Source organism: Phycobacter sedimenti (assembly GCF_038148855.1).
Lineage (GTDB): Bacteria > Pseudomonadota > Alphaproteobacteria > Rhodobacterales > Rhodobacteraceae > Phycobacter > Phycobacter sedimenti.
On the sequence record NZ_JBBVGR010000002.1, the window covers coordinates 15,281 to 32,327 of the forward strand.

General features: G+C 62.9%; 16 protein-coding genes and 1 tRNA gene. 7 read left to right on the forward strand and 10 right to left on the reverse strand.

Features of this window, described 5'->3' with window-relative positions; all coding sequences use genetic code 11:
* Positions 1 to 32 precede the first annotated feature (32 nt).
* The 3 genes from hppD to AADA15_RS03135 all read left to right on the forward strand — a co-directional run bounded on the left by hppD (position 33) and on the right by AADA15_RS03135 (position 2,626).
* The gene (gene hppD / locus AADA15_RS03125; protein WP_341640091.1) at positions 33 to 1,133 is read left to right on the forward strand and encodes a 4-hydroxyphenylpyruvate dioxygenase; all 1,101 of its coding nucleotides are present in this window, start codon (positions 33 to 35) and stop codon (positions 1,131 to 1,133) included.
* A gap of 221 nt (positions 1,134 to 1,354) precedes the next feature.
* The gene (locus AADA15_RS03130) at positions 1,355 to 1,789 is read left to right on the forward strand and encodes a GFA family protein (protein ID WP_341640092.1); all 435 of its coding nucleotides are present in this window, start codon (positions 1,355 to 1,357) and stop codon (positions 1,787 to 1,789) included.
* Between the two features lie 174 nt (positions 1,790 to 1,963).
* Entirely contained in the window at positions 1,964 to 2,626 is a 663-nt protein-coding gene (locus AADA15_RS03135; protein WP_341640093.1) for a hypothetical protein, read from the forward strand.
* 95 nt (positions 2,627 to 2,721) lie between these two features.
* Here the strand turns inward: AADA15_RS03135 and AADA15_RS03140 are convergent, their stop codons facing one another.
* Positions 2,722 to 5,364 (reverse strand): hypothetical protein, encoded by a 2,643-nt coding sequence (locus tag AADA15_RS03140; RefSeq protein ID WP_341640094.1) that lies wholly within the window; start codon positions 5,362 to 5,364, stop codon positions 2,722 to 2,724.
* A 171-nt stretch (positions 5,365 to 5,535) separates the two neighbouring features.
* Here AADA15_RS03140 and AADA15_RS03145 point away from each other — a divergent pair, with 171 nt between their 5' ends.
* Positions 5,536 to 6,279: an SIMPL domain-containing protein gene (locus AADA15_RS03145; protein ID WP_341640095.1), complete on the forward strand. Its 744-nt coding sequence runs from the start codon at positions 5,536 to 5,538 to the stop codon at positions 6,277 to 6,279.
* A 69-nt stretch (positions 6,280 to 6,348) separates the two neighbouring features.
* On the opposite strand, the gene AADA15_RS03150 is transcribed toward AADA15_RS03145, so the two are convergent.
* From AADA15_RS03150 to AADA15_RS03185, 8 genes are all read right to left on the reverse strand, one after another.
* Entirely contained in the window at positions 6,349 to 7,641 is a 1,293-nt protein-coding gene (locus AADA15_RS03150; RefSeq protein WP_341640096.1) for an O-acetylhomoserine aminocarboxypropyltransferase/cysteine synthase family protein, read from the reverse strand.
* A gap of 152 nt (positions 7,642 to 7,793) precedes the next feature.
* Positions 7,794 to 8,726, reverse strand: coding sequence for an AEC family transporter (locus AADA15_RS03155; protein WP_341640097.1), 933 nt, complete (start codon positions 8,724 to 8,726; stop codon positions 7,794 to 7,796).
* 36 nt (positions 8,727 to 8,762) lie between these two features.
* Entirely contained in the window at positions 8,763 to 9,560 is a 798-nt protein-coding gene (locus AADA15_RS03160) for an MBL fold metallo-hydrolase (RefSeq protein WP_341640098.1), read from the reverse strand.
* A complete protein-coding gene (locus AADA15_RS03165; protein ID WP_341640099.1) occupies positions 9,560 to 10,372 on the reverse strand; it encodes a TatD family hydrolase in 813 nt (270 codons plus the stop codon). Before AADA15_RS03165 ends, AADA15_RS03160 begins: the two co-directional genes overlap by 1 nt.
* A gap of 60 nt (positions 10,373 to 10,432) precedes the next feature.
* Positions 10,433 to 11,551 carry a DNA polymerase III subunit delta' gene (locus AADA15_RS03170; RefSeq protein ID WP_341640100.1) on the reverse strand — a complete coding sequence of 373 codons (1,119 nt, stop codon included), beginning with the start codon at positions 11,549 to 11,551 and terminating at the stop codon, positions 10,433 to 10,435.
* Positions 11,548 to 12,201 carry a dTMP kinase gene (gene tmk, locus AADA15_RS03175; RefSeq protein WP_341640101.1) on the reverse strand — a complete coding sequence of 218 codons (654 nt, stop codon included), beginning with the start codon at positions 12,199 to 12,201 and terminating at the stop codon, positions 11,548 to 11,550. The genes AADA15_RS03170 and tmk overlap by 4 nt, the downstream gene beginning before the upstream one ends.
* Positions 12,198 to 13,379 carry a D-alanyl-D-alanine carboxypeptidase family protein gene (locus AADA15_RS03180; RefSeq protein WP_437343166.1) on the reverse strand — a complete coding sequence of 394 codons (1,182 nt, stop codon included), beginning with the start codon at positions 13,377 to 13,379 and terminating at the stop codon, positions 12,198 to 12,200. The genes tmk and AADA15_RS03180 overlap by 4 nt, the downstream gene beginning before the upstream one ends.
* A 54-nt stretch (positions 13,380 to 13,433) precedes the next feature.
* Positions 13,434 to 14,324, reverse strand: coding sequence for an SPOR domain-containing protein (locus AADA15_RS03185; protein ID WP_341640102.1), 891 nt, complete (start codon positions 14,322 to 14,324; stop codon positions 13,434 to 13,436).
* 250 nt (positions 14,325 to 14,574) lie between these two features.
* Here AADA15_RS03185 and AADA15_RS03190 point away from each other — a divergent pair.
* From AADA15_RS03190 to AADA15_RS03200, 3 genes are all read left to right on the forward strand, one after another.
* Positions 14,575 to 14,664, forward strand: a tRNA-Ser gene (locus AADA15_RS03190).
* A 32-nt stretch (positions 14,665 to 14,696) separates the two neighbouring features.
* Positions 14,697 to 15,194 carry a GNAT family N-acetyltransferase gene (locus AADA15_RS03195; protein ID WP_341640103.1) on the forward strand — a complete coding sequence of 166 codons (498 nt, stop codon included), beginning with the start codon at positions 14,697 to 14,699 and terminating at the stop codon, positions 15,192 to 15,194.
* A 103-nt stretch (positions 15,195 to 15,297) separates the two neighbouring features.
* Complete coding sequence (locus AADA15_RS03200) at positions 15,298 to 16,083, forward strand: lysozyme family protein (RefSeq protein WP_341640104.1); 786 nt, start codon at positions 15,298 to 15,300, stop codon at positions 16,081 to 16,083.
* A gap of 32 nt (positions 16,084 to 16,115) precedes the next feature.
* Here the strand turns inward: AADA15_RS03200 and AADA15_RS03205 are convergent, their stop codons facing one another.
* Complete coding sequence (locus tag AADA15_RS03205) at positions 16,116 to 17,039, reverse strand: hypothetical protein (RefSeq protein ID WP_341640105.1); 924 nt, start codon at positions 17,037 to 17,039, stop codon at positions 16,116 to 16,118.
* Between the last annotated feature and the right edge of the window lie 8 nt (positions 17,040 to 17,047).

Below are 17,047 nucleotides of genomic sequence, written 5' to 3' on the forward strand. Positions count from 1 at the left end.
GAAACGAAACGCGCAAGCCAGGAGGAGCACCCATGGGTCCGTTCCCGCACAATGCCCCGAAGTCCGTCATCAGCGAAGAGAACCCCGCAGGCACCGACGGGTTCGAGTTCGTCGAATTCGCCAGCCCCGAGCCGCAGGAGCTGCGCGACCTTTTCACCAAGATGGGCTATGAGCTGGTGGGCCGCCACAAGACCAAGCCGGGGATCGAGCTGTGGCAGCAGGGCGACATCACCTATGTCCTGAATGCCGAAAAGGGCAGCTTTGCCGAGAAGTTCGTCGAAGAGCACGGCCCCTGTGCCCCGTCAATGGGCTGGCGCGTCGTGGATGCGCAAAAGGCGTTCGATCACGCCGTTTCCAAGGGCGCAGAACCCTATGAGGGCAGCGACAAGACCATGGATGTCCCCGCGATCAAGGGCATCGGTGGCTCGCTCATCTATTTCATCGACCAGTACTATGAGACCTCGCCCTACAACGAGGAATTCGAGTGGCTGAAACAGTCCAAGCCGCGCGGTGTGGGCTTCTATTACCTCGATCACCTGACCCACAACGTCTACAAGGGCAATATGGACAAGTGGTTCAAGTTCTACGGCGATCTGTTCAACTTCAAGGAAATCCGCTTCTTTGACATCGAGGGCAAATACACCGGCCTTCTGAGCCGCGCCCTGACCTCGCCCTGTGGCCGCATCCGCATCCCGATCAACGAGGATCGCGGCGAAACCGGCCAGATCGTGGCCTACCTCAAGAAGTACAAGGGCGAAGGCATCCAGCACATCGCCGTCGGCACCGAGAACATCTACGACTCCACCGACGAGATTTCCGAGCGTGGCATCAAGTTCATGCCCGCGCCGCCGGAAACCTACTACGATCTCAGCAAGGAGCGTGTCGTTGGCCACGAAGAGCCGCTGGACCGCATGAAGAAGCACGGCATCCTGATCGACGGCGAAGGCGTCGTGGATGGCGGCGAGACCAAGATCCTCTTGCAGATCTTCTCGAAAACCGTGATCGGCCCGATCTTCTTCGAGTTCATCCAGCGCAAGGGTGACGACGGCTTTGGTGAGGGCAACTTCAAGGCGCTGTTCGAATCCATCGAGCAGGAGCAGATCAACAACGGCGAGATTCAGGCCGCCGAGTGAGTTGGCGATGCTCGTGATCCAGCCCATGCGGTTGTGGGGGCTGAATACGTTTCATCTGACAACCGGCTCCTTCGGGGGCCGGTTTTCTTTTTGGGGGCGGATCGCAGAAAATCGGATTCCGACAAACGCCTTTGCGCCAGATCAATCACTCGGAAGTTGCAACGGCTAGTATCGGCTGTGTTTACAATCTTTGTTTCTGGAATTTTTGGGAGGGAAGGCGAATGGCCGAACAAACAGGTTTGTCGGGTAGCTGCCTTTGCGGCGCGGTCAAGGTGTCGGCCGTGGCACGAAAGCCAGAGGTGGCCGCCTGTCATTGCGACATGTGCCGCCGCTGGTCGGCCGGGCCGTTCATGGAGGTGACGGGCGAGGAGGTTCACTTTGAAGGGGCGGAACACATCGGTGTTTATCGATCATCGGAATGGGCCGAGCGTGGCTTTTGCAGGCAATGCGGGTCGAACCTGTTCTACCATATCCTTGGAGCCGATGATTATCAGCTGTCGATGGGCTTGCTGAACGATACCTCGGACCTGAAGTTTGCGTTGCAGGTGTTCACCGATAGCAAACCTGCGGTCTATGAGTTCGCGAACAGGACAGAGATGATGACCGCAGCAGAGGTCATCGCAGCTTTTGCCCCGCCGCCTGAGGATGGTTCATAAGCTGAACGAGCGGAGGCAAAAGTGCGGGGCAACGCATGTTGGGGGCAACGTGCCCCCTCGCTCCGGTTGTTCTCCGGGTGGCAATATTTGTATGTCTTGTATGAGATAGGTGCAGCGTGGCCCTGCTTGCGCGGCAAGTGATTGTTTTACTTTATTAATTGTAAGGACTAGACTGTGTATGCAATGAAGTTGAACGCTTACGTTGCGGGTCTTTTGGTTTTGATCGGTCTCGTTTCTGGTTGTGTGCCTACAAGCGAGACAGCCTCTGTCCCGGTGCCAGAGATCATGAGCAAAGACAGTGTGACTGTTGCTAACAAGACCAGAGTTGAGGTTCATTCCGGCATGACACTCGGCCAAGCGGCGCTTGCAGGTTTCACCAAGTTCAAAAATACGGGCGGGGTCTACGGTGCAATGTATGTCTCGCGGGATGGGAGTTCGTTCTCCTGGCGCTCGCGCCGCTATTCCGTGGAGGACGCGATGGTTGCCGCGCAAACCGATTGCGAGGCCTTCTACCGGACAGACTGCGAGCTATATGCGACCCTCGTGCCCGCCGCACCACGCGAAGGCCAGTTTTATCTTCGTGATCAGAGCAGGGACAACTGGGAAAGAGCTGTTCGAGAGACGCGGGCAGGGAACCTCATCGCGATAGCGGCAAACAAAACAGGCGCATCCGGTTTCGCCTGGGACTTCAGCAGCGCGGAAGAGGCCCGCGCAGCGGCGATCAGAACATGCGTGAAAAATGCGGCCGCCCTGCCTAAAGATGGTACCGCTCGCGTTGTCGCTGCGAATGAGGCGGCTGGAGTGTACCAGTGCCGCATCATTGGAGTCTTTCGATAGACTGTTCCGGTGCGCGTGAGCAGAGGAAATGTCGCTCAAGCTGTTGCGGTCTGACGATGCCAGGATCAGTCACTTCTGCTCCGTGGCAAACTCAATCAATCCGGGATCTTGAGCGTCTCGTTGCGACCGCTTTTCTGGTACTGGAGCTGTGCCTCCCCGATGGCGACGACCTGCCCGCCATCCAGCCGGTCACCGACCTGCACCTTCCGATAGCGCCCGTTTGGCAGACGTACCAGGGCACGCCGTTCGGCGGCCGTGCCGTAGACACCAATGAGGTTCAGCTTGCGCAGGTTGATCGCATTGTTGATCGTTGCCTGACGCGCCACCGAGGCAGAGCTTGGAATGCGCGGGGTGGCCGTGGCGGCGGCGGGCACGGCAGCAGCGGTCGCCGCGGCGGGTCTGCTGCGCTGAGCGCGATCCACGATGTTGGCAAAGTTGGCCGGGCGCTGTCGCGGTTTCACGGAAGAGGCGATGGCCTGCGCTGTTGCAGGTTGGTTTTCCTCTTCTTCGGTTTTCAGCGTGGCGGGGCGCACGCGGGGGCGCAGGCCGGCCAGCTCGGCCCGGCTGCGTCCGCCAAGCTGGGTGCGTTCCACCTGTTCGGCCAGATCGGTGGGTCGGGTGCGCGGGCGCAGCTGTGACAGGGCCTCAAGGCGTACCGCTTCCGCGGCGGCAGCTTCTGCTGCCGCCTGTGCATCGGGGTCGGCGCGCGGCGGGGTCGGGGGCGGCACCACCGGCGGGCGGCCAAGATAGACGATCACCCCATCGGGGTTCACGGTGCCTTCGGGCGTCGCTTCGACCAATCCGCGCTGATCCAGCGCAATCGCGCTGCCCGCTGCTGCCGGAGAGCTGACCACATCGGGCGCATCATCCAGTTTCAGATTCGGTTGCGGCGGCAGGGCGACAGCGTCCTGTGACAGGTTGGTGTGGTCGATGGAGGCAACGTAGATGTTGTCGAGGTCCACAACTGCGGGCACCTCGGCGATTTCCGGCACCGCCTGCCAGATGCCTGTTGCGGCATATTGGGCGGCCTGTTCGAGTGCGGCGTCCTGGCCAGCCTCCGTTTCAGGCGCCTCGGCAACCCCATCGGCAATGGCTTCCGGGTCCGGGGCTGCGGTCGGCGACGGGCTGCGACTGGCCAGCTCCGTGCCTGCTACACCTGGCGCGTCCGGCTCTTCGGGCAAAGGGAAAACGCCCGGATCGGGCTGGTCGGGGATCGGACTGACCTGAGGAGCGATGGGCCGGGTTTCCGGTTCCGCGAGGGCCAGAGGAACAGAAGCGGGTGCGGTGATGCTCTCGCTGTCCTCGGGGGACGGACGCTCGGAGATGGGGGGCTGGTCCGGGTCGTTGGTCTCGGCCTCGAGCGGTACTGCCTCCGGCTCTGGCACAGTGGACGTCTGCGTTTCGCCTGCATCCCGGTCCTCGATGGCCGCGGGCGCATCCGAGAAACGCGAAAAGGGTCCGGCACCGCTCACATAGGCCAATGCGGCGACCACCAGCATGAAGACCAGCAGGATCGCGGTCAGGATCAGACCCATGTTGCGGGATTTCTCAGGCGTCCATTGCGGCTGTGATTTTGAGAAGAAGCGAGAGAAGCCTCCGGCCGCGGCTGCGACGGCGGATCCGGACTGTCCCTCTTTGGCTGAAAGGTTTGCCGGGCCACCAGCGGTGAGCGGCGGCGCCGGGGGAATAGGGCGTGCAACAGCTGCGGCTGCCAGCTCTTTGGCCAGTTTCTCTTCCTGAGCTTTCAGCGGTGCCGGTGCTGCGGGGGCGGCAACCGGGTCTTTCGCGCCCGGCTGGCCTTTGCTGGCTGACAGAGCAGAGGCAGGGGCAGGGGCAGCGGGTGTTCGCGTGGCCCCGTCTAGTGACGGTATGTGCTCCGGTGTCTGCGCAGAAGCCACCTGCGCATTCACCGCATCATGCCGACGGCGACGGGTGCTGAATCCCGGGGCAGGCCCGGTATCTTCACCGTCCGCAGTTTCATCCTGGGGGCTCTCGGCCTCTTCCTCAAGGGAGGCGGTGACGCTGTCTGCTGTCAGCGTCAGCCCGCCCTTTGCACGCGCCGGGCCGCGATCGTCACGGTCCGGGTCAGGTTCTTCGGCGATGTCTTGCGGCGGGGCTGGTGATGGCGCATGTCCATCGGCAGGCGTGGCCTTGGGGGGTTCCAGCTTGGGAGCCGGGGGCAGTTTCGAAGGCGGCTGTTCGGCAGGGCCCACGTCCACAACGGCGATTCCGTCAGGCTCGATCGGGCTGTCCCCGATCGCTTTGGCCGGGCCGAAGAACGGCTCGCCGAGAAAATCCATGTCGCCGGGAATCGCCACGAAGCTGGCAGGGGTAAAGCCGTGATCCACCGCAAAGCTTTCGGCCTCGGCCAGGGTTTCGCGTGCGACTGCGGCAATATGGGTCAGCGTGCCATCTTCGGAAATGTCAAAGGACAGATCTGCGACCGCATAGGGCGTTGCCCCTTCCAGTGCCTGTGCCGCCAGCTCGCGCCGCGCGCGCGGATCGAGCATGCCGGTTTCGATTGTCAGGTACCGAATCTGGTCGTTCGGGATCACCAGTTTGCAGCAATCCGGATCGGTCAGATCGAGTGCGGCGCCTTTCTTGCGCAGATCGCTCAAGGCCCCCATAAGGTCGGAATGATCCAGCGCCACCGTTCCGATGTTGCGCCAGCCCCCGGCAGCACGGTGCAGGTAGGTGATACCGTCAGAAGACAGTGAGAGAGCAAACCCCGGTTTCATCGTGCGGTCAAACCATCCAAGTTCCTGTTGCCCGGACCGCGTTGTGCCCGATTGGCCTTGTGTGCAGACTTTAAAGCAGGAGTTTGCCGAGGAAAAGGAAAAGACAGAAACTGCCCTTGTCTGCGGCAAGGAAGCGCCCCCATCTTGATGTGGCAAAAGGAGGCAGTGCCCATGAATGCGAAATTGACAGCAATGATGACGACGCGGGCCCTTGTGGCGTCCCTGGCCCTGATGGCCTGTACAGCGGCACCGGTCCTGGCCGACCAGCATGTGCCGCCACGCCAGATTTCGGTGACGGGTGAAGCGCGCACCGAGGTCGCGCCGGACCGGGCCAGCATTACCCTTGGCGTGACTGCAAAGGCCGAGAGCGCGGCGGATGCGATGCGCGCCGTCTCGCAGGATATGGCGGCGGTGATTGACGGCCTGCGCGCGGCTGGTATCGCTGCTGAAGACATGCAGACCCAGCGCATTTCGGTAGACCCGGTCTGGAGCGGAGGGCACTATGACAGTGGATCCGGAAAACGTGAAATCACCGGTTTTGTCGCCTCAAACACGCTTTTGGTGCGGGTTCGTGACCTCGGGAACCTTGGCGCAATCCTGGATGACGTGCTGGATGCCGGCGCAAACGAGTTTCGCGGCCTGAGCTTTGGCGTTGCGGACCGGGCGGCGGTGCTGGACCAGATCCGGGGCGATGCGGTGCGCGATGCCATCCGCAAGGCGCGCCAGCTGGCCGAAGCCGCAGGTATGACCCTTGGCCCTGTGCGTTCCATCAGCGAGCATGGCGGTGGCGGCGGGGTTCCGATGATGGCGATGGAAATGGCGCGCTCGGGCGGCGTTCCTGTCGAGGCGGGGAGCCTGTCGTTTGAGCACGGCGTCTCGGTCGTCTTTGACCTGCTGGAGCCGAAGCCGGAGTAAAAGCAATTCACGCGAAAGACGAAAAAGGCCGGGGACTGCCCCGGCCTTTCTCATTTTCTGCTGCAGGGCTTAGCCGCAGGCTTTTGCCAATGCCTGGTCAAGATCGGCGATCAGATCGTCCGCATCCTCGATCCCGATCGAGATTCGCACCACGTTGGGGCCTGCGCCAGCGGCTTCCTGTTGTTCAGGCGTCAGTTGGCGGTGGGTGGTGGAGGCCGAGTGGATGATCAGCGAGCGGGTATCGCCGAGGTTCGCCACATGAGAAAAGATCTCAAGCGCGTCCACCAGTTTGATGCAGGCGTCATACCCACCCTTCACCGCAAAGGTGAACAAGCCGCTGGTGCCCTTGGGGTAGCAGGCCTGCGCACGCTCGTAATAGGGCGAGGAGGGCAGACCCGCATAGGTCACGTAGTCCACGCGCTCATCCTTCTCCAGCCAGCTGGCCACCTTCATTGCGTTCTCGCAGTGGCGCTGCATGCGCAGCGACAGCGTCTCGATCCCCATCAGCGTGTAATGGGCCGCCTGCGGATTCATGGTCATGCCGAGGTCACGAAGACCAATGGCGATGCCGTGGAATGTGAAGGCAAGAGAGCCGAAGGTCTCGTGGAACTTGAGGCCGTGGTAGGCAGGTTCGGGCGCGGACAGGGACGGGAACTTGTCCGAGGCGGACCAGTCGAAGTTGCCCGAATCGATCACCACGCCGCCGGTCACGGTGCCATTGCCGGTGAGGTATTTGGTGGTGGAGTGAACAACCAGCGTGGCACCCTGGGCAATCGGGTTGCACAGGTAGGGGGTTGCGGTGGTGTTGTCCACGATCAGGGGCAGACCTGCGGCATCGGCGACATCGGCGATGGCGCGGATATCGGTGACATAGCCGCCGGGGTTTGCGATGGATTCGCAGAACACCGCGCGAGTGTTTTCATCAATGGCATCGCGCACCGCGTCCAGATCGTCGGTGTCGACGAACTTGGCCGACCAGCCAAAGCGTTTGATGGTCTGGCTGAACTGGGTGACGGTGCCGCCGTAAAGGCGGGTCGAGGCCACCACATTGCAGCCCGGAGCCATCAGCGGGAACAGCGCCATGATCTGCGCCGCATGGCCCGAGGAACAGCACACCGCGCCGACGCCGCCTTCGAGCGTCGCGAGACGTTCCTGCAGAACCGCAACCGTGGGGTTGGTCAGGCGCGAATAGATGTAACCGACTTCCTGCAGGTTGAAGAGCGCCGCCGCGTGGTCGGCGTCACGGAACACATAGGAGGTGGTCTGGTAGATCGGCGTCTGGCGGGCGCCGGTGGCCGGGTCCGGCCGTGCACCGGCATGAATTTGCAGCGTGTCAAAGCCGTAGCTGGGCGCGTCGGTCATTTGTTTCTCTCCCTGAGGTCATTGGTTGGCACAGGTTTACGGCAGCAGCGCGCTCCAGACAACGCACTCCCTTCAAAATGGGACAGCCTGCCCGAAGGGGGCAGGCTTCGCAGGAAATCGTTCCGGCCATATTGGCGGCGGCGCAAGGGCGCTTACATCAGCACTTCCAGCCAGAACCAGACTGTCAGTACGGAAACCCCGGTCGCGATCAGCACAGAGGAGGCGGCCACCCGTTTTGCGCGGCCGTACATGTTGGCAAAGATATAGGCGTTGAAGCCCGGTGCCATGGCCGCATTCAGGACCCCTGAACGGAACAGATCCTGTTTCAGGCCCAGCACGCTGCCCAGGGTCCAGACAATGGCGGGATGAACCAGAAGGGCGGTGACGCAGACAAAGGCAATCGTGCGCAAATCGCCTTCGGGACGGTACTGGACCAGGACGCCACCCAGCGCAAAAAGCGCGCCCGGCAGCGCCGCGCGGATCAGGAGCTGCAGCGCGTCATCCAGTGCGCCAGGGACCGACAGCCCTGCAAGGTTGAAGGTGAACCCCAGCGCAATCCCGAGAATCAGCACATTCTTGAACATGGCGGTCAGGACCGAGCGGGCCATCTTGATGCCGCCGCTTCCCCGGTTGCGGACGATCTCCATCACGGTGATACCAATGCCGTAGCAAAAGGGTGAATGAAAGGCGATGATCGCATAGTTGCCTGTCAGGTTGTCGGCTCCAAAGGCCCGTTCGGTGATCGGCAGGCCCAACAGGACAGAGTTGGAAAACAGGCAGCAGAAACCGATGGCAACGCTATCTTCCCAGTCGCGATTGAAGATAAGGCGCGCGCCAAAGAGACCGATCACGAAGCAGATGCCTGCACCGGTATAGAAACTGATCAGCAGAATGGGGTCGAAGCTGCTCGACAGATCCAGGTTGGCAATGGCGTGAAACAAGAGGCAGGGGATGGCGAAACTCTGGGTGAATTTCATCAGCCCTTCGATATGGCCTTGGGTGAAATAGCCCTGCCGCGTGGCGGCATAGCCTGCGGCGACAACCAGAAAAACGGGAAGGATGACGTCGATCAGGCTTTGCAGCATGTGTTGGTCCTAATGGGAGAGCTGCGGCGCACCGCTCTAAATGGGAATGCGGATCACCATGCCGTCATAGGCGGGGGTGATGTGATCGGGGGTCTCTGCCTCGACCGTGGCGTAATCCATGTCGATATGCATGTTGGTCAGCACGGCGCGGCGCGGCTTCATGCGGGCGATCCACTCAAGCGCCTGATCCATGTTGAAATGCGTGGGATGCGGCGTGCGGCGCAGCGCGTCCACCACCCAGTAGTCAAGGTCCGTCAGCTCGGGCAGGGCGGCGTCGGGGATCTCTATCACGTCCGGCAGATAGGCAAGCCCGCCCATGCGAAAGCCGAGAGCGTCCATTGATCCGTGCCCGACCTCGAAGGGACGGAAGGGAATCTCTCCACCGGGGCCATCGATGCTAAAAGGCCCGTCGATGCTGCGCAGATCCAGAATGGGCGGGTAGGGGGAGCCTTCGGGCTGCACGAAGGCATAACCGAACCGCGACAGGAGTGCGTTCTGCGTGTCGCCATCCGCATAGACGGGAATGCGCGCGCGCATGTTGAAGACGATCATGCGCAGATCGTCGATGCCGTGCACATGATCCGCGTGGGAATGGGTATAGACCACCGCATCAAGCCGCCCGACACCCGCGTCCAGAAGCTGGCTGCGCATATCAGGAGAGGTGTCGATCAGCACCGTCGTGGTGCCTTCAGGGCCTTCCCGTTCCACCAGCATCGAACAGCGTCGCCGCCGGTTGCGCGGATTGTCAGGGTCGCAATCGCCCCAGTGCCCGCCAAGGCGCGGCACCCCGCCCGAGGATCCGCTGCCCAGAATGGTGAAGCGCAGCTCTGACATCACGCGGCGGCCTTGTGCTGGGCGACTTTCCAGAACAGGCGGTCGAAATTCTCCTGGGTGCGGGCGGCAAACTCCACGTAGTCGAGGCCAAAGGCCTCGGCACCAACCTTTGCCGTATGGGCGGTATAGGCGGGCTCATTGCGTTTTCCGCGATGCGGGGGTGGGGCGAGGTAGGGCGCGTCGGTTTCCACCAAAATGCGGTCCACGGGCGCGGCGGCAAAGATATCGCGCAACTCCTGGCTTTTGGGAAAGGCGGCGATGCCGGACATCGAGAGGTAAAACCCCAGATCAAGCGCCGCCTTGGCCAGTTCTGCCGAGGAGGAGAAACAGTGCATGACGCAGGAATAGCTGCCATTCTTCATCTCATCGGCAAGGATCCGCGCCATGTCGTCATCGGCAGCGCGGGCATGGATGATCAGCGGCAGGCCGGTTTCGCGCGCGGCAGCAATGTGAATGCGCAGGGAGGTCTGCTGAATCTCGGCGCTGTCGGCGGTGTAGTGGTAATCAAGGCCCGTCTCTCCGATGCCGACGAATTTCGGATGTCTGGCCAGCGCAACCAGTTCGTCCACGCTCACAAGTGGCTCATCCGCCGCGCTCATCGGGTGGGTGCCAGCGGCATAGAAAACCGGATCGTGCGCCTCGGCAATCGCGCGCACGGCGGGTTCGTTCTTCAGCTTGGTGCAGATGGTGACCATGCGGGTGACGCCGGCCTCGGCGGCGCGGGCAATCACCTGATCCAGCTCATCGTCGAAATCCGGGAAGTCCAAATGGCAGTGGCTGTCGGTGATCTGGGGAAGGGTGCTGCTGCTCATGCCTGTCTCTCGTCGCCTTGTTGCGCCGCAGCCCCCGGAAAAGCCCGCCTTGGCGGTGGGTCAGCGCGACGCGGTATCCTGCATCTTGAAAACCGTATCTAGAACTAGGGCGGCGGGGTCAAGGTTCACCGCCTGACCGTGGCGCGCCCGCGCCGTCGCCTCGGCCGACAGATCCGCCCATGCCCGCCCCTTGAGCGAATCGGGCGCCAGCCGCGTCAGCATTGCGGCTTCACCTGCCGCGGCTTCGGGGTGGGGGGGCTGACCGGTGGCGCCAGTACGGGCGAGACGCGCCATGGCAAATTCCACCAGCGTCAGAAGCAGTTCGAATTTCTCGGCCCCGCCGCGCTGGGCGGCCGTTTCAGCAAGTGCAAGGGCGCGCTGGCGGTCAAGGCGGGGCAGGGAGTCGAGGATCTGCACCAGCTCGCCATAGGTCTTGAGCCCGCCAAGGTTCAGAAGGCGCAGCGCGGCGCCGACGGATCCTGCTGCGAGGGCCGCAAGGTGATCCGGGTTGGACGGCAGCTCCGCCCCGGATTGCATGAGCGCAGCCTGCATGTCCTCTGCATTCAACGGACCCAGCCGCAGCGTCCGGCAGCGCGAGCGGATCGTCGGCAGCAGGCGCGAGGGCTGGTGCGAGATCAGGAACATGGTGGTGCGCGCGGGCGGCTCCTCCAGCATCTTGAGCAAAGCATTGGCGGCGCTCGGGTTCATCTCGTCGGCGGCATCCACGATCACCACCCGGCGCCCGCCATCGGTGGCCGACAGGCCAAAGAATTTGGTCAACGCCCGCACGTCATCGACAACGATCTGATCGCGCAGCTTTCCCTTCTCGTTGTAGCTGCGCGTGATCGAGGCAAGGCCCGGCTCGGCCAGCGCCTGTATCCGGTGAGACACCGGATGATCGGGGCTGATGTCGAGCGAGGTTGCAGGCGGCGGTGCGCCGAACAGCCCGTTTTCGGCAGGGGGTGTGGCCAAAAGAAAGCGCGCGAGACGCCAGGCAAGCGTTGCCTTGCCCACCCCCTGCGGCCCGGTGAGAAGCCAGCCGTGGTGCAGCCGGTCCGAATTGAAAGCCGTCAGAAAATCCGCCTCGGCCTTGTCCTGACCAAAAAGCCGCAGCGTTTCCCGTGGATGCGGCGCCCCCGTGGCCTGATCCGCACGCGGCAGGTCGTCTTCGCCGCTCATGCCGAGGCCCCTGAGGCGGCGAGCGTGTCTTGGGCGCGGGTCAGGACATCTCGGGCGACCACCTCAACCGGGCGGTTGCCATCCAGAACACAGAAACGGTCCGGAAATTCATCCGCCAGAGCCAGGAAGCCTGCCCGCATCTTTTCCTGCAGAGCGAGGCCAAAGTCCTCGAAGCGTTCCTCGGTGCCCTGACGTCCCTTTGCGCGCGACAGGCCGGTGGCCGGATCCATGTCGATGAGAAAGGTCAGATCCGGCTCGCGGCCAATCATCATCTCGTGCAGGCGGTCCACGGTGGTGCGCAGGTCGCCGCGCGACAGCCCCTGGTACATGCGGGTGCTGTCGGCAAAGCGGTCACAGACCACGATCTTTCCAGCAGCCAGAGCGGGGGCGATGGTGCGCTCCAGATGGTCCCGCCGCGCTGCGGTGAACAGAAGGATCTCGGTTTCGGCCGACCACTTGTCCGGATCACCCTCCAGCACCATTCGGCGAATGTCCTCGGCGCCGGGTGAGCCGCCCGGCTCGCGCGTCAGCACGACGTCGCGGCCCGCCTCGGTCAGAGCCTCGGCCAGCAGCTTGCACTGGGTGGATTTGCCGGAGCCGTCGATCCCTTCGAAGGTGATGAACAGCCCGGTTTTGGGTTCTGAAGTCACATTGCCTCCTCGGGGCCACTGAGGAAGCGTTTGATCAGCACCTGCGCTGCGGTCTTGACGCGCACGGGGAAGCCGCCGGCGGCCACATCATTGGCGGCCACCAGAGGCAGGCGCACCTCGGGCAGCTCATCCGGCTGGAACACCAGTTCCGCGAGCTTCTGCCCCTTTTGGATCGGCGCATCGACAGGCCCGGTATAGACGACCTCAGCGTTTACCACGCCACTGTTCAGGGCGGGCACCAACACTTCCAGATCCTCGGCAGGCACAAGCCCTACCGATCGAACAGCGCCGCGCCAGACTTCGGCTTCGGCGATCGGGACGCCGGCTTTGGCAACGGTTTTCTTGGCAAATTGGCGAAACGACCAGTTAACGAGGGCCTCGGCCTCCTCTGCGCGGGCTTTGGTGCTGTCAAGGCCGGTAATCACGAAGATCACCCTGCGGTCGCCCTGTTTGGCAGAGCCGACGAGGCCGTAGCCCGCCTCGCTCGTATGGCCGGTCTTCAGACCGTCGGCGCCGATGCCCAGCGACAGCAGCGGGTTGCGGTTGCGCGTATTGGAGGGCGCGCGCCCATCAAATTCGAAGGTCTTTTCGGAAAAGAGCGGATAGTATTCCGGGAAATCCTCGATCAGCCGTTCGGCCAGGATGCCAAGGTCCTGCATCGACATGCGGTGTCCTGCGGCAGGCCAGCCGTTCGAGTTCGCAAAAGTGGCGTTTGTCATGCCCATTTCAGCGGCGCGTTTGGTCATGTAGCGGGCAAATCCGGCTTCGGTGCCATCCGGGCTCAGCGCTTCGGCGATCACGGCGCAGGCATCGTTGCCGGACAGGACGATGATGCCACGGATCAGATCTTCGACCCGCACCCGATCGGTGGTGTCGAGAAACATGGTCGAACCGCCGTAGCTCATCGCGTGTTCGCTGACCGGAAGACGTTCGTCCAGGGTCAGTCGCCCGTCGCGCAGGGCTTCGAAGGCCACGTAAAGCGTCATCAGCTTGGACATGGACGCCGGCGGCAGCGGGACGTCCGCGTTCTTTGACAACAGGACCGTGTCTGTTCCCTGATCCAGGACGTAGGCCGCGCGCGCCTTGGTATCGAAGGCTGCAGCCGAAACGGTACTCAAACCCAGCACGAGGCCAGCCGAAATGGTGCTCTTGAGGGCGGTTCTGACAAGATCGATCACGGGTGTGTCATCCTTGTTGTCTGGGGGCAGGCATCGGCGGGGCATTGCCTGCGCTTAATTGGTGACGGCGTAAGCATCCGAGAAACCGGCCTCTTTCACGCCCTTCAGCAGCTGGCTGAGCTCGTTCTTGGTCTGCGCCGGGCCGACCACGACACGCCAGAACGCCTTGCCGTTGGAGGATTGCTCATAGACGGTCGGGATCATGCCGACGTTGCGCATCTGACCGGCGGTGCGTTCCGCATTTGCCTCAACGCTGAAAATGCCGATCTGGATGTATGGCTTGCCCAGTGGCGAAACACGCGGTTTTGCGGCAGCCGGTTTCGCGGGGGCCGGTGCTGGTGCGTCGATTGCGGCCGCTGCCCCGGCGATGGGATCAAGCGCGGTTTCTGAGACTGCGCTGGGAGCGGCTGCTTCGATGGTCACGGCGGGACTGTCTGCCGCCTCGGCGCCGACCTGTGGGAGCTCTTCGGGGGCGGCAGGATCTTCGGAGGTTGCCTCACGGCGCAAGGCGGTCACCTGCAGTTCGACCGGGGCGCCTGCCAGCATGCCGAGCGCAGCTGCCGCGTCAGACGAGGCCTGGATGCGCGGGCCGGGGATCTCACGCTCGCGGCGGAACAGGGCTCCGATCACGAATTTGCCGTTCGCACTGTTGCGGATGATGACGCGCTCCGGATCCTGTGCATCGGGATGCGCCACCCAGACGCCACCCAGCGAGGGGCGCCCGTCCCACAACCCGGCTTCGGTCACCTGAAAGACGTCCGGGGATTCCACGTCCCGTTCCACAAGGCGGGTTCTGTTGGAGGTCGGCGTCGCCTCCTCCGTCGTTGCCTTTTTCTGCAGGAACGGCATGCCGCCGCCGTCTTCACAGGCGGCGAGCAAAAAGAGGCTGAGCGCGGCAATCGTGATCCGCCCGCCGACTGGTCCGGTTGACTTGGCCTGTGTCATGGTTTTCCCCTGCCTATGCTCATGCTGGCGTGCTGCCCTGATCCGGGTTTTCCGGTGATTGTTCTGCTTTTCGCAAATGATAGCCTGCGTGTGCGGCCATGAAAACCCTGTGGCCGGTCCGGTTGATCAAAACTGTTTGGATTGACGGCCGACTGGCGTGTTTCCGCGTGCTTTCCAGTGCCGCAAGGCGGCCGACAACGCGATTTTCCCTTGCGCGCGTGCGCTTGCCGGCCTAAACCGCCTGCGGACCGGGGAGGTGGCAGAGTGGTCGAATGCGGCGGTCTTGAAAACCGTTGAACGTGAGAGCGTTCCCAGGGTTCGAATCCCTGTCTCCCCGCCACCAGATCTGCGGCTTCGCCAAAACGAGACCCCATGAGCGACATGATCCGACAGGCCCGCGCCGAGGATGCGCCCGCGATTGCCCGAATTTCCGCGCATATGATCCGCAACACGCTGATCACCTTCACCACCGAAGAAAAACCGCCCGAGGCCTGGCAGGAGACGATCCGGGAGCGTGGTCCCCGGTTTCTGGTGGCCGAGGCAGAGGGGCAGGTCGTTGGCTATGCCGTCTATGGCGCCTTTCGAGCCGGTCCGGGCTACCGCCATGCGGCAGAGCATTCGATCCAGCTTGCGCCTCGGGCGCAGGGCCGGGGGCTTGGCCGGGCGCTGATGGTCCGGCTGGAAGACATCGCCCGCTCCGATGCCATTCACGTGCTGGTGGCCGGGGTGAGCGGGGCCAATCCGCGCGGCGTTGCCTTTCATGCCGCTCTTGGGTTCACCGAGGTCGGTCGAATGCCGCAGGTTGGGCGCAAGTGGGATCAGTGGCTGGATCTTGTGCTGATGCAGAAGATCCTGACCAAGGCCCCCTGAACGGCGCCAGCTGCACAGGCAATGGCTCAAATACCGTTAAAGGAAATATCAATTCTGTCCGGTCATAGTGGGAAGCGTCCATAGATCGAACCAGAAGGTTTCCATGATCCTTGTCCATCGTGCCACGCCCTTAGCCGCAATCGTGCTTGCGTTTGCAGCTCTTCCCCTAGCCGCGGCTGAGCGCTTCTCGATTGTCGACCAGCAGTTCTTTCAGAATGGCGCGACAGCCTCTCGTCCGGTGCTGACAATACCCGCCAAGGCGCAAGCCCCCGCCCGATCGGGTACCGCGGCCCGTGCCAAGCCGGATCTCGAGGCCGAGATGGAAGCCGTGCAGGCGAACTTGGCCAGTCTGTTCACGGGACGCAGTGGAACCAGCCTGTTCCGGGAGTTGCCCCGGGCGGTCGTTGCCAGCGATGCGGTCAAAAAGCTGATGCAGCTTATTGCCAGCGCCGAGGCCGGGAAGAAGCAATATGATGCGGTGCAGTATGCGGCAACGATCAAGCCGCCCAAACGGCCCACTGAAATGACGATTGGCGAGATCTACAAGTGGATCGAGGACACGCCGGGGCAGCAGCATGCCATCGGGCGCTACCAGTTCATTCCGGCCACTTTGCGCCGCTTGGTGAAACACGTGGGGGCAAGCCGTTCTGACCGGTTCTCTCCGCTGTTGCAGGACCGTCTGGCGCATCAGCTGCTGGAAGAGGCCGGCCTCAGCGCGACCATGGCAGGAGAAATGAGCCGCCATGATTTCATGCACAATCTGTCCAAGATCTGGGCGGGGCTGCCGACCTCAAGCGGGAAGTCCTATTATCACGGGTTCGCAGGCAACAAGGCTGTGCTGAGCTGGGCCAGGTTCGACGAGGAAATGGCGCGGCTGTTTCCGGGCTGAAGCCGGATCAACGGCCGTATCTCACCGGGGCGTCAGGCGGATGCATATACGCGCCGCATGATCACAGCCGTCAGATACATGGGCACCTGATAGCAGCCGAGGAAAATCAGCAAGGGGTCCGTGGTGCTGGCGGGCAGGGCAATCAGGAACAGGGCGAAGTTGCGGTTGCCTGAAACGACGGCATAGGGCACCGCGACATGGGCATGGCCGCGCCAGCGCAGCACGTGGTAGGTCATCACCTGCAGGCCCAGATTGGCAACCAGCACCAGCGCCATCCACTTGGCGACGACCACGGGTGAAGCCTGCAGGGCAGGGCCAAGGGCCGACATCAGACCGATCACAATCACCGCAAGAGCAAAGGTTGTCAGCCCGTCCAGCGCCGTCATCTGGTCCGGGCGCAAATCCGGCAGGGTCAGGCGGCGCAGCGCAAAGGCGGCTGCAACTGTCAATCCAATGGCCCCTATCAGGCGCAGGGCGGCCCAGATCACCTCCTGCAGGCCGCCAAGGCTGGGCGCCAGCAGAAAGACCGGAACGATCGTCAGCGGCATAAGGGTTGTTCCCAGGATCAACACCCGAAAGGCGGGCTCCGGTGCATGTCCAAGAAGCAGCGTTATGTTCGGGCTGCCTGTCACTGACGGGGCGCTGAGCATCAAGAGAATGGCGATCGCCGCGGGTGTTGCCTCTACGCCGGTCAGCCAGAACAGCAACAGCGCGACAAGTGGTAACACCAGTTGCAGCACCATGACTGCCCGGAGGGACGAAACCCCATCGGCGAGCCCACCAAGGGCGGCGCGCGCACCGATGCGAAAGGCCGTCAGGAACAGCAGCAGGGCGACCAGCTGCGGGATGAACGGGCGCAGGAGCCGCGCCAGATCGGGCAGCAGCAGCCCGGCCAACAGGCCCAGAACCAAGGTGGCCCGGCCATGCCGGGCCACGAAGGCAAGCAGTGTCAGCATGGGCTCAG

Coding starts and splice junctions, on each gene's coding strand:
- hppD (WP_341640091.1), top strand. CDS start 33: ATGGGTCCGTTCCCGCACAATGCCCCGAAGTCCGTCATCAGCGAAGAG.
- AADA15_RS03130 (WP_341640092.1), top strand. CDS start 1,355: ATGGCCGAACAAACAGGTTTGTCGGGTAGCTGCCTTTGCGGCGCGGTC.
- AADA15_RS03140 (WP_341640094.1), bottom strand. CDS start 5,364: ATGAAACCGGGGTTTGCTCTCTCACTGTCTTCTGACGGTATCACCTAC.
- AADA15_RS03145 (WP_341640095.1), top strand. CDS start 5,536: ATGAATGCGAAATTGACAGCAATGATGACGACGCGGGCCCTTGTGGCG.
- AADA15_RS03150 (WP_341640096.1), bottom strand. CDS start 7,641: ATGACCGACGCGCCCAGCTACGGCTTTGACACGCTGCAAATTCATGCC.
- AADA15_RS03155 (WP_341640097.1), bottom strand. CDS start 8,726: ATGCTGCAAAGCCTGATCGACGTCATCCTTCCCGTTTTTCTGGTTGTC.
- AADA15_RS03160 (WP_341640098.1), bottom strand. CDS start 9,560: ATGTCAGAGCTGCGCTTCACCATTCTGGGCAGCGGATCCTCGGGCGGG.
- AADA15_RS03165 (WP_341640099.1), bottom strand. CDS start 10,372: ATGAGCAGCAGCACCCTTCCCCAGATCACCGACAGCCACTGCCATTTG.
- AADA15_RS03170 (WP_341640100.1), bottom strand. CDS start 11,551: ATGAGCGGCGAAGACGACCTGCCGCGTGCGGATCAGGCCACGGGGGCG.
- AADA15_RS03185 (WP_341640102.1), bottom strand. CDS start 14,324: ATGACACAGGCCAAGTCAACCGGACCAGTCGGCGGGCGGATCACGATT.
- AADA15_RS03195 (WP_341640103.1), top strand. CDS start 14,697: ATGAGCGACATGATCCGACAGGCCCGCGCCGAGGATGCGCCCGCGATT.
- AADA15_RS03200 (WP_341640104.1), top strand. CDS start 15,298: ATGATCCTTGTCCATCGTGCCACGCCCTTAGCCGCAATCGTGCTTGCG.
- AADA15_RS03205 (WP_341640105.1), bottom strand. CDS start 17,039: ATGCTGACACTGCTTGCCTTCGTGGCCCGGCATGGCCGGGCCACCTTG.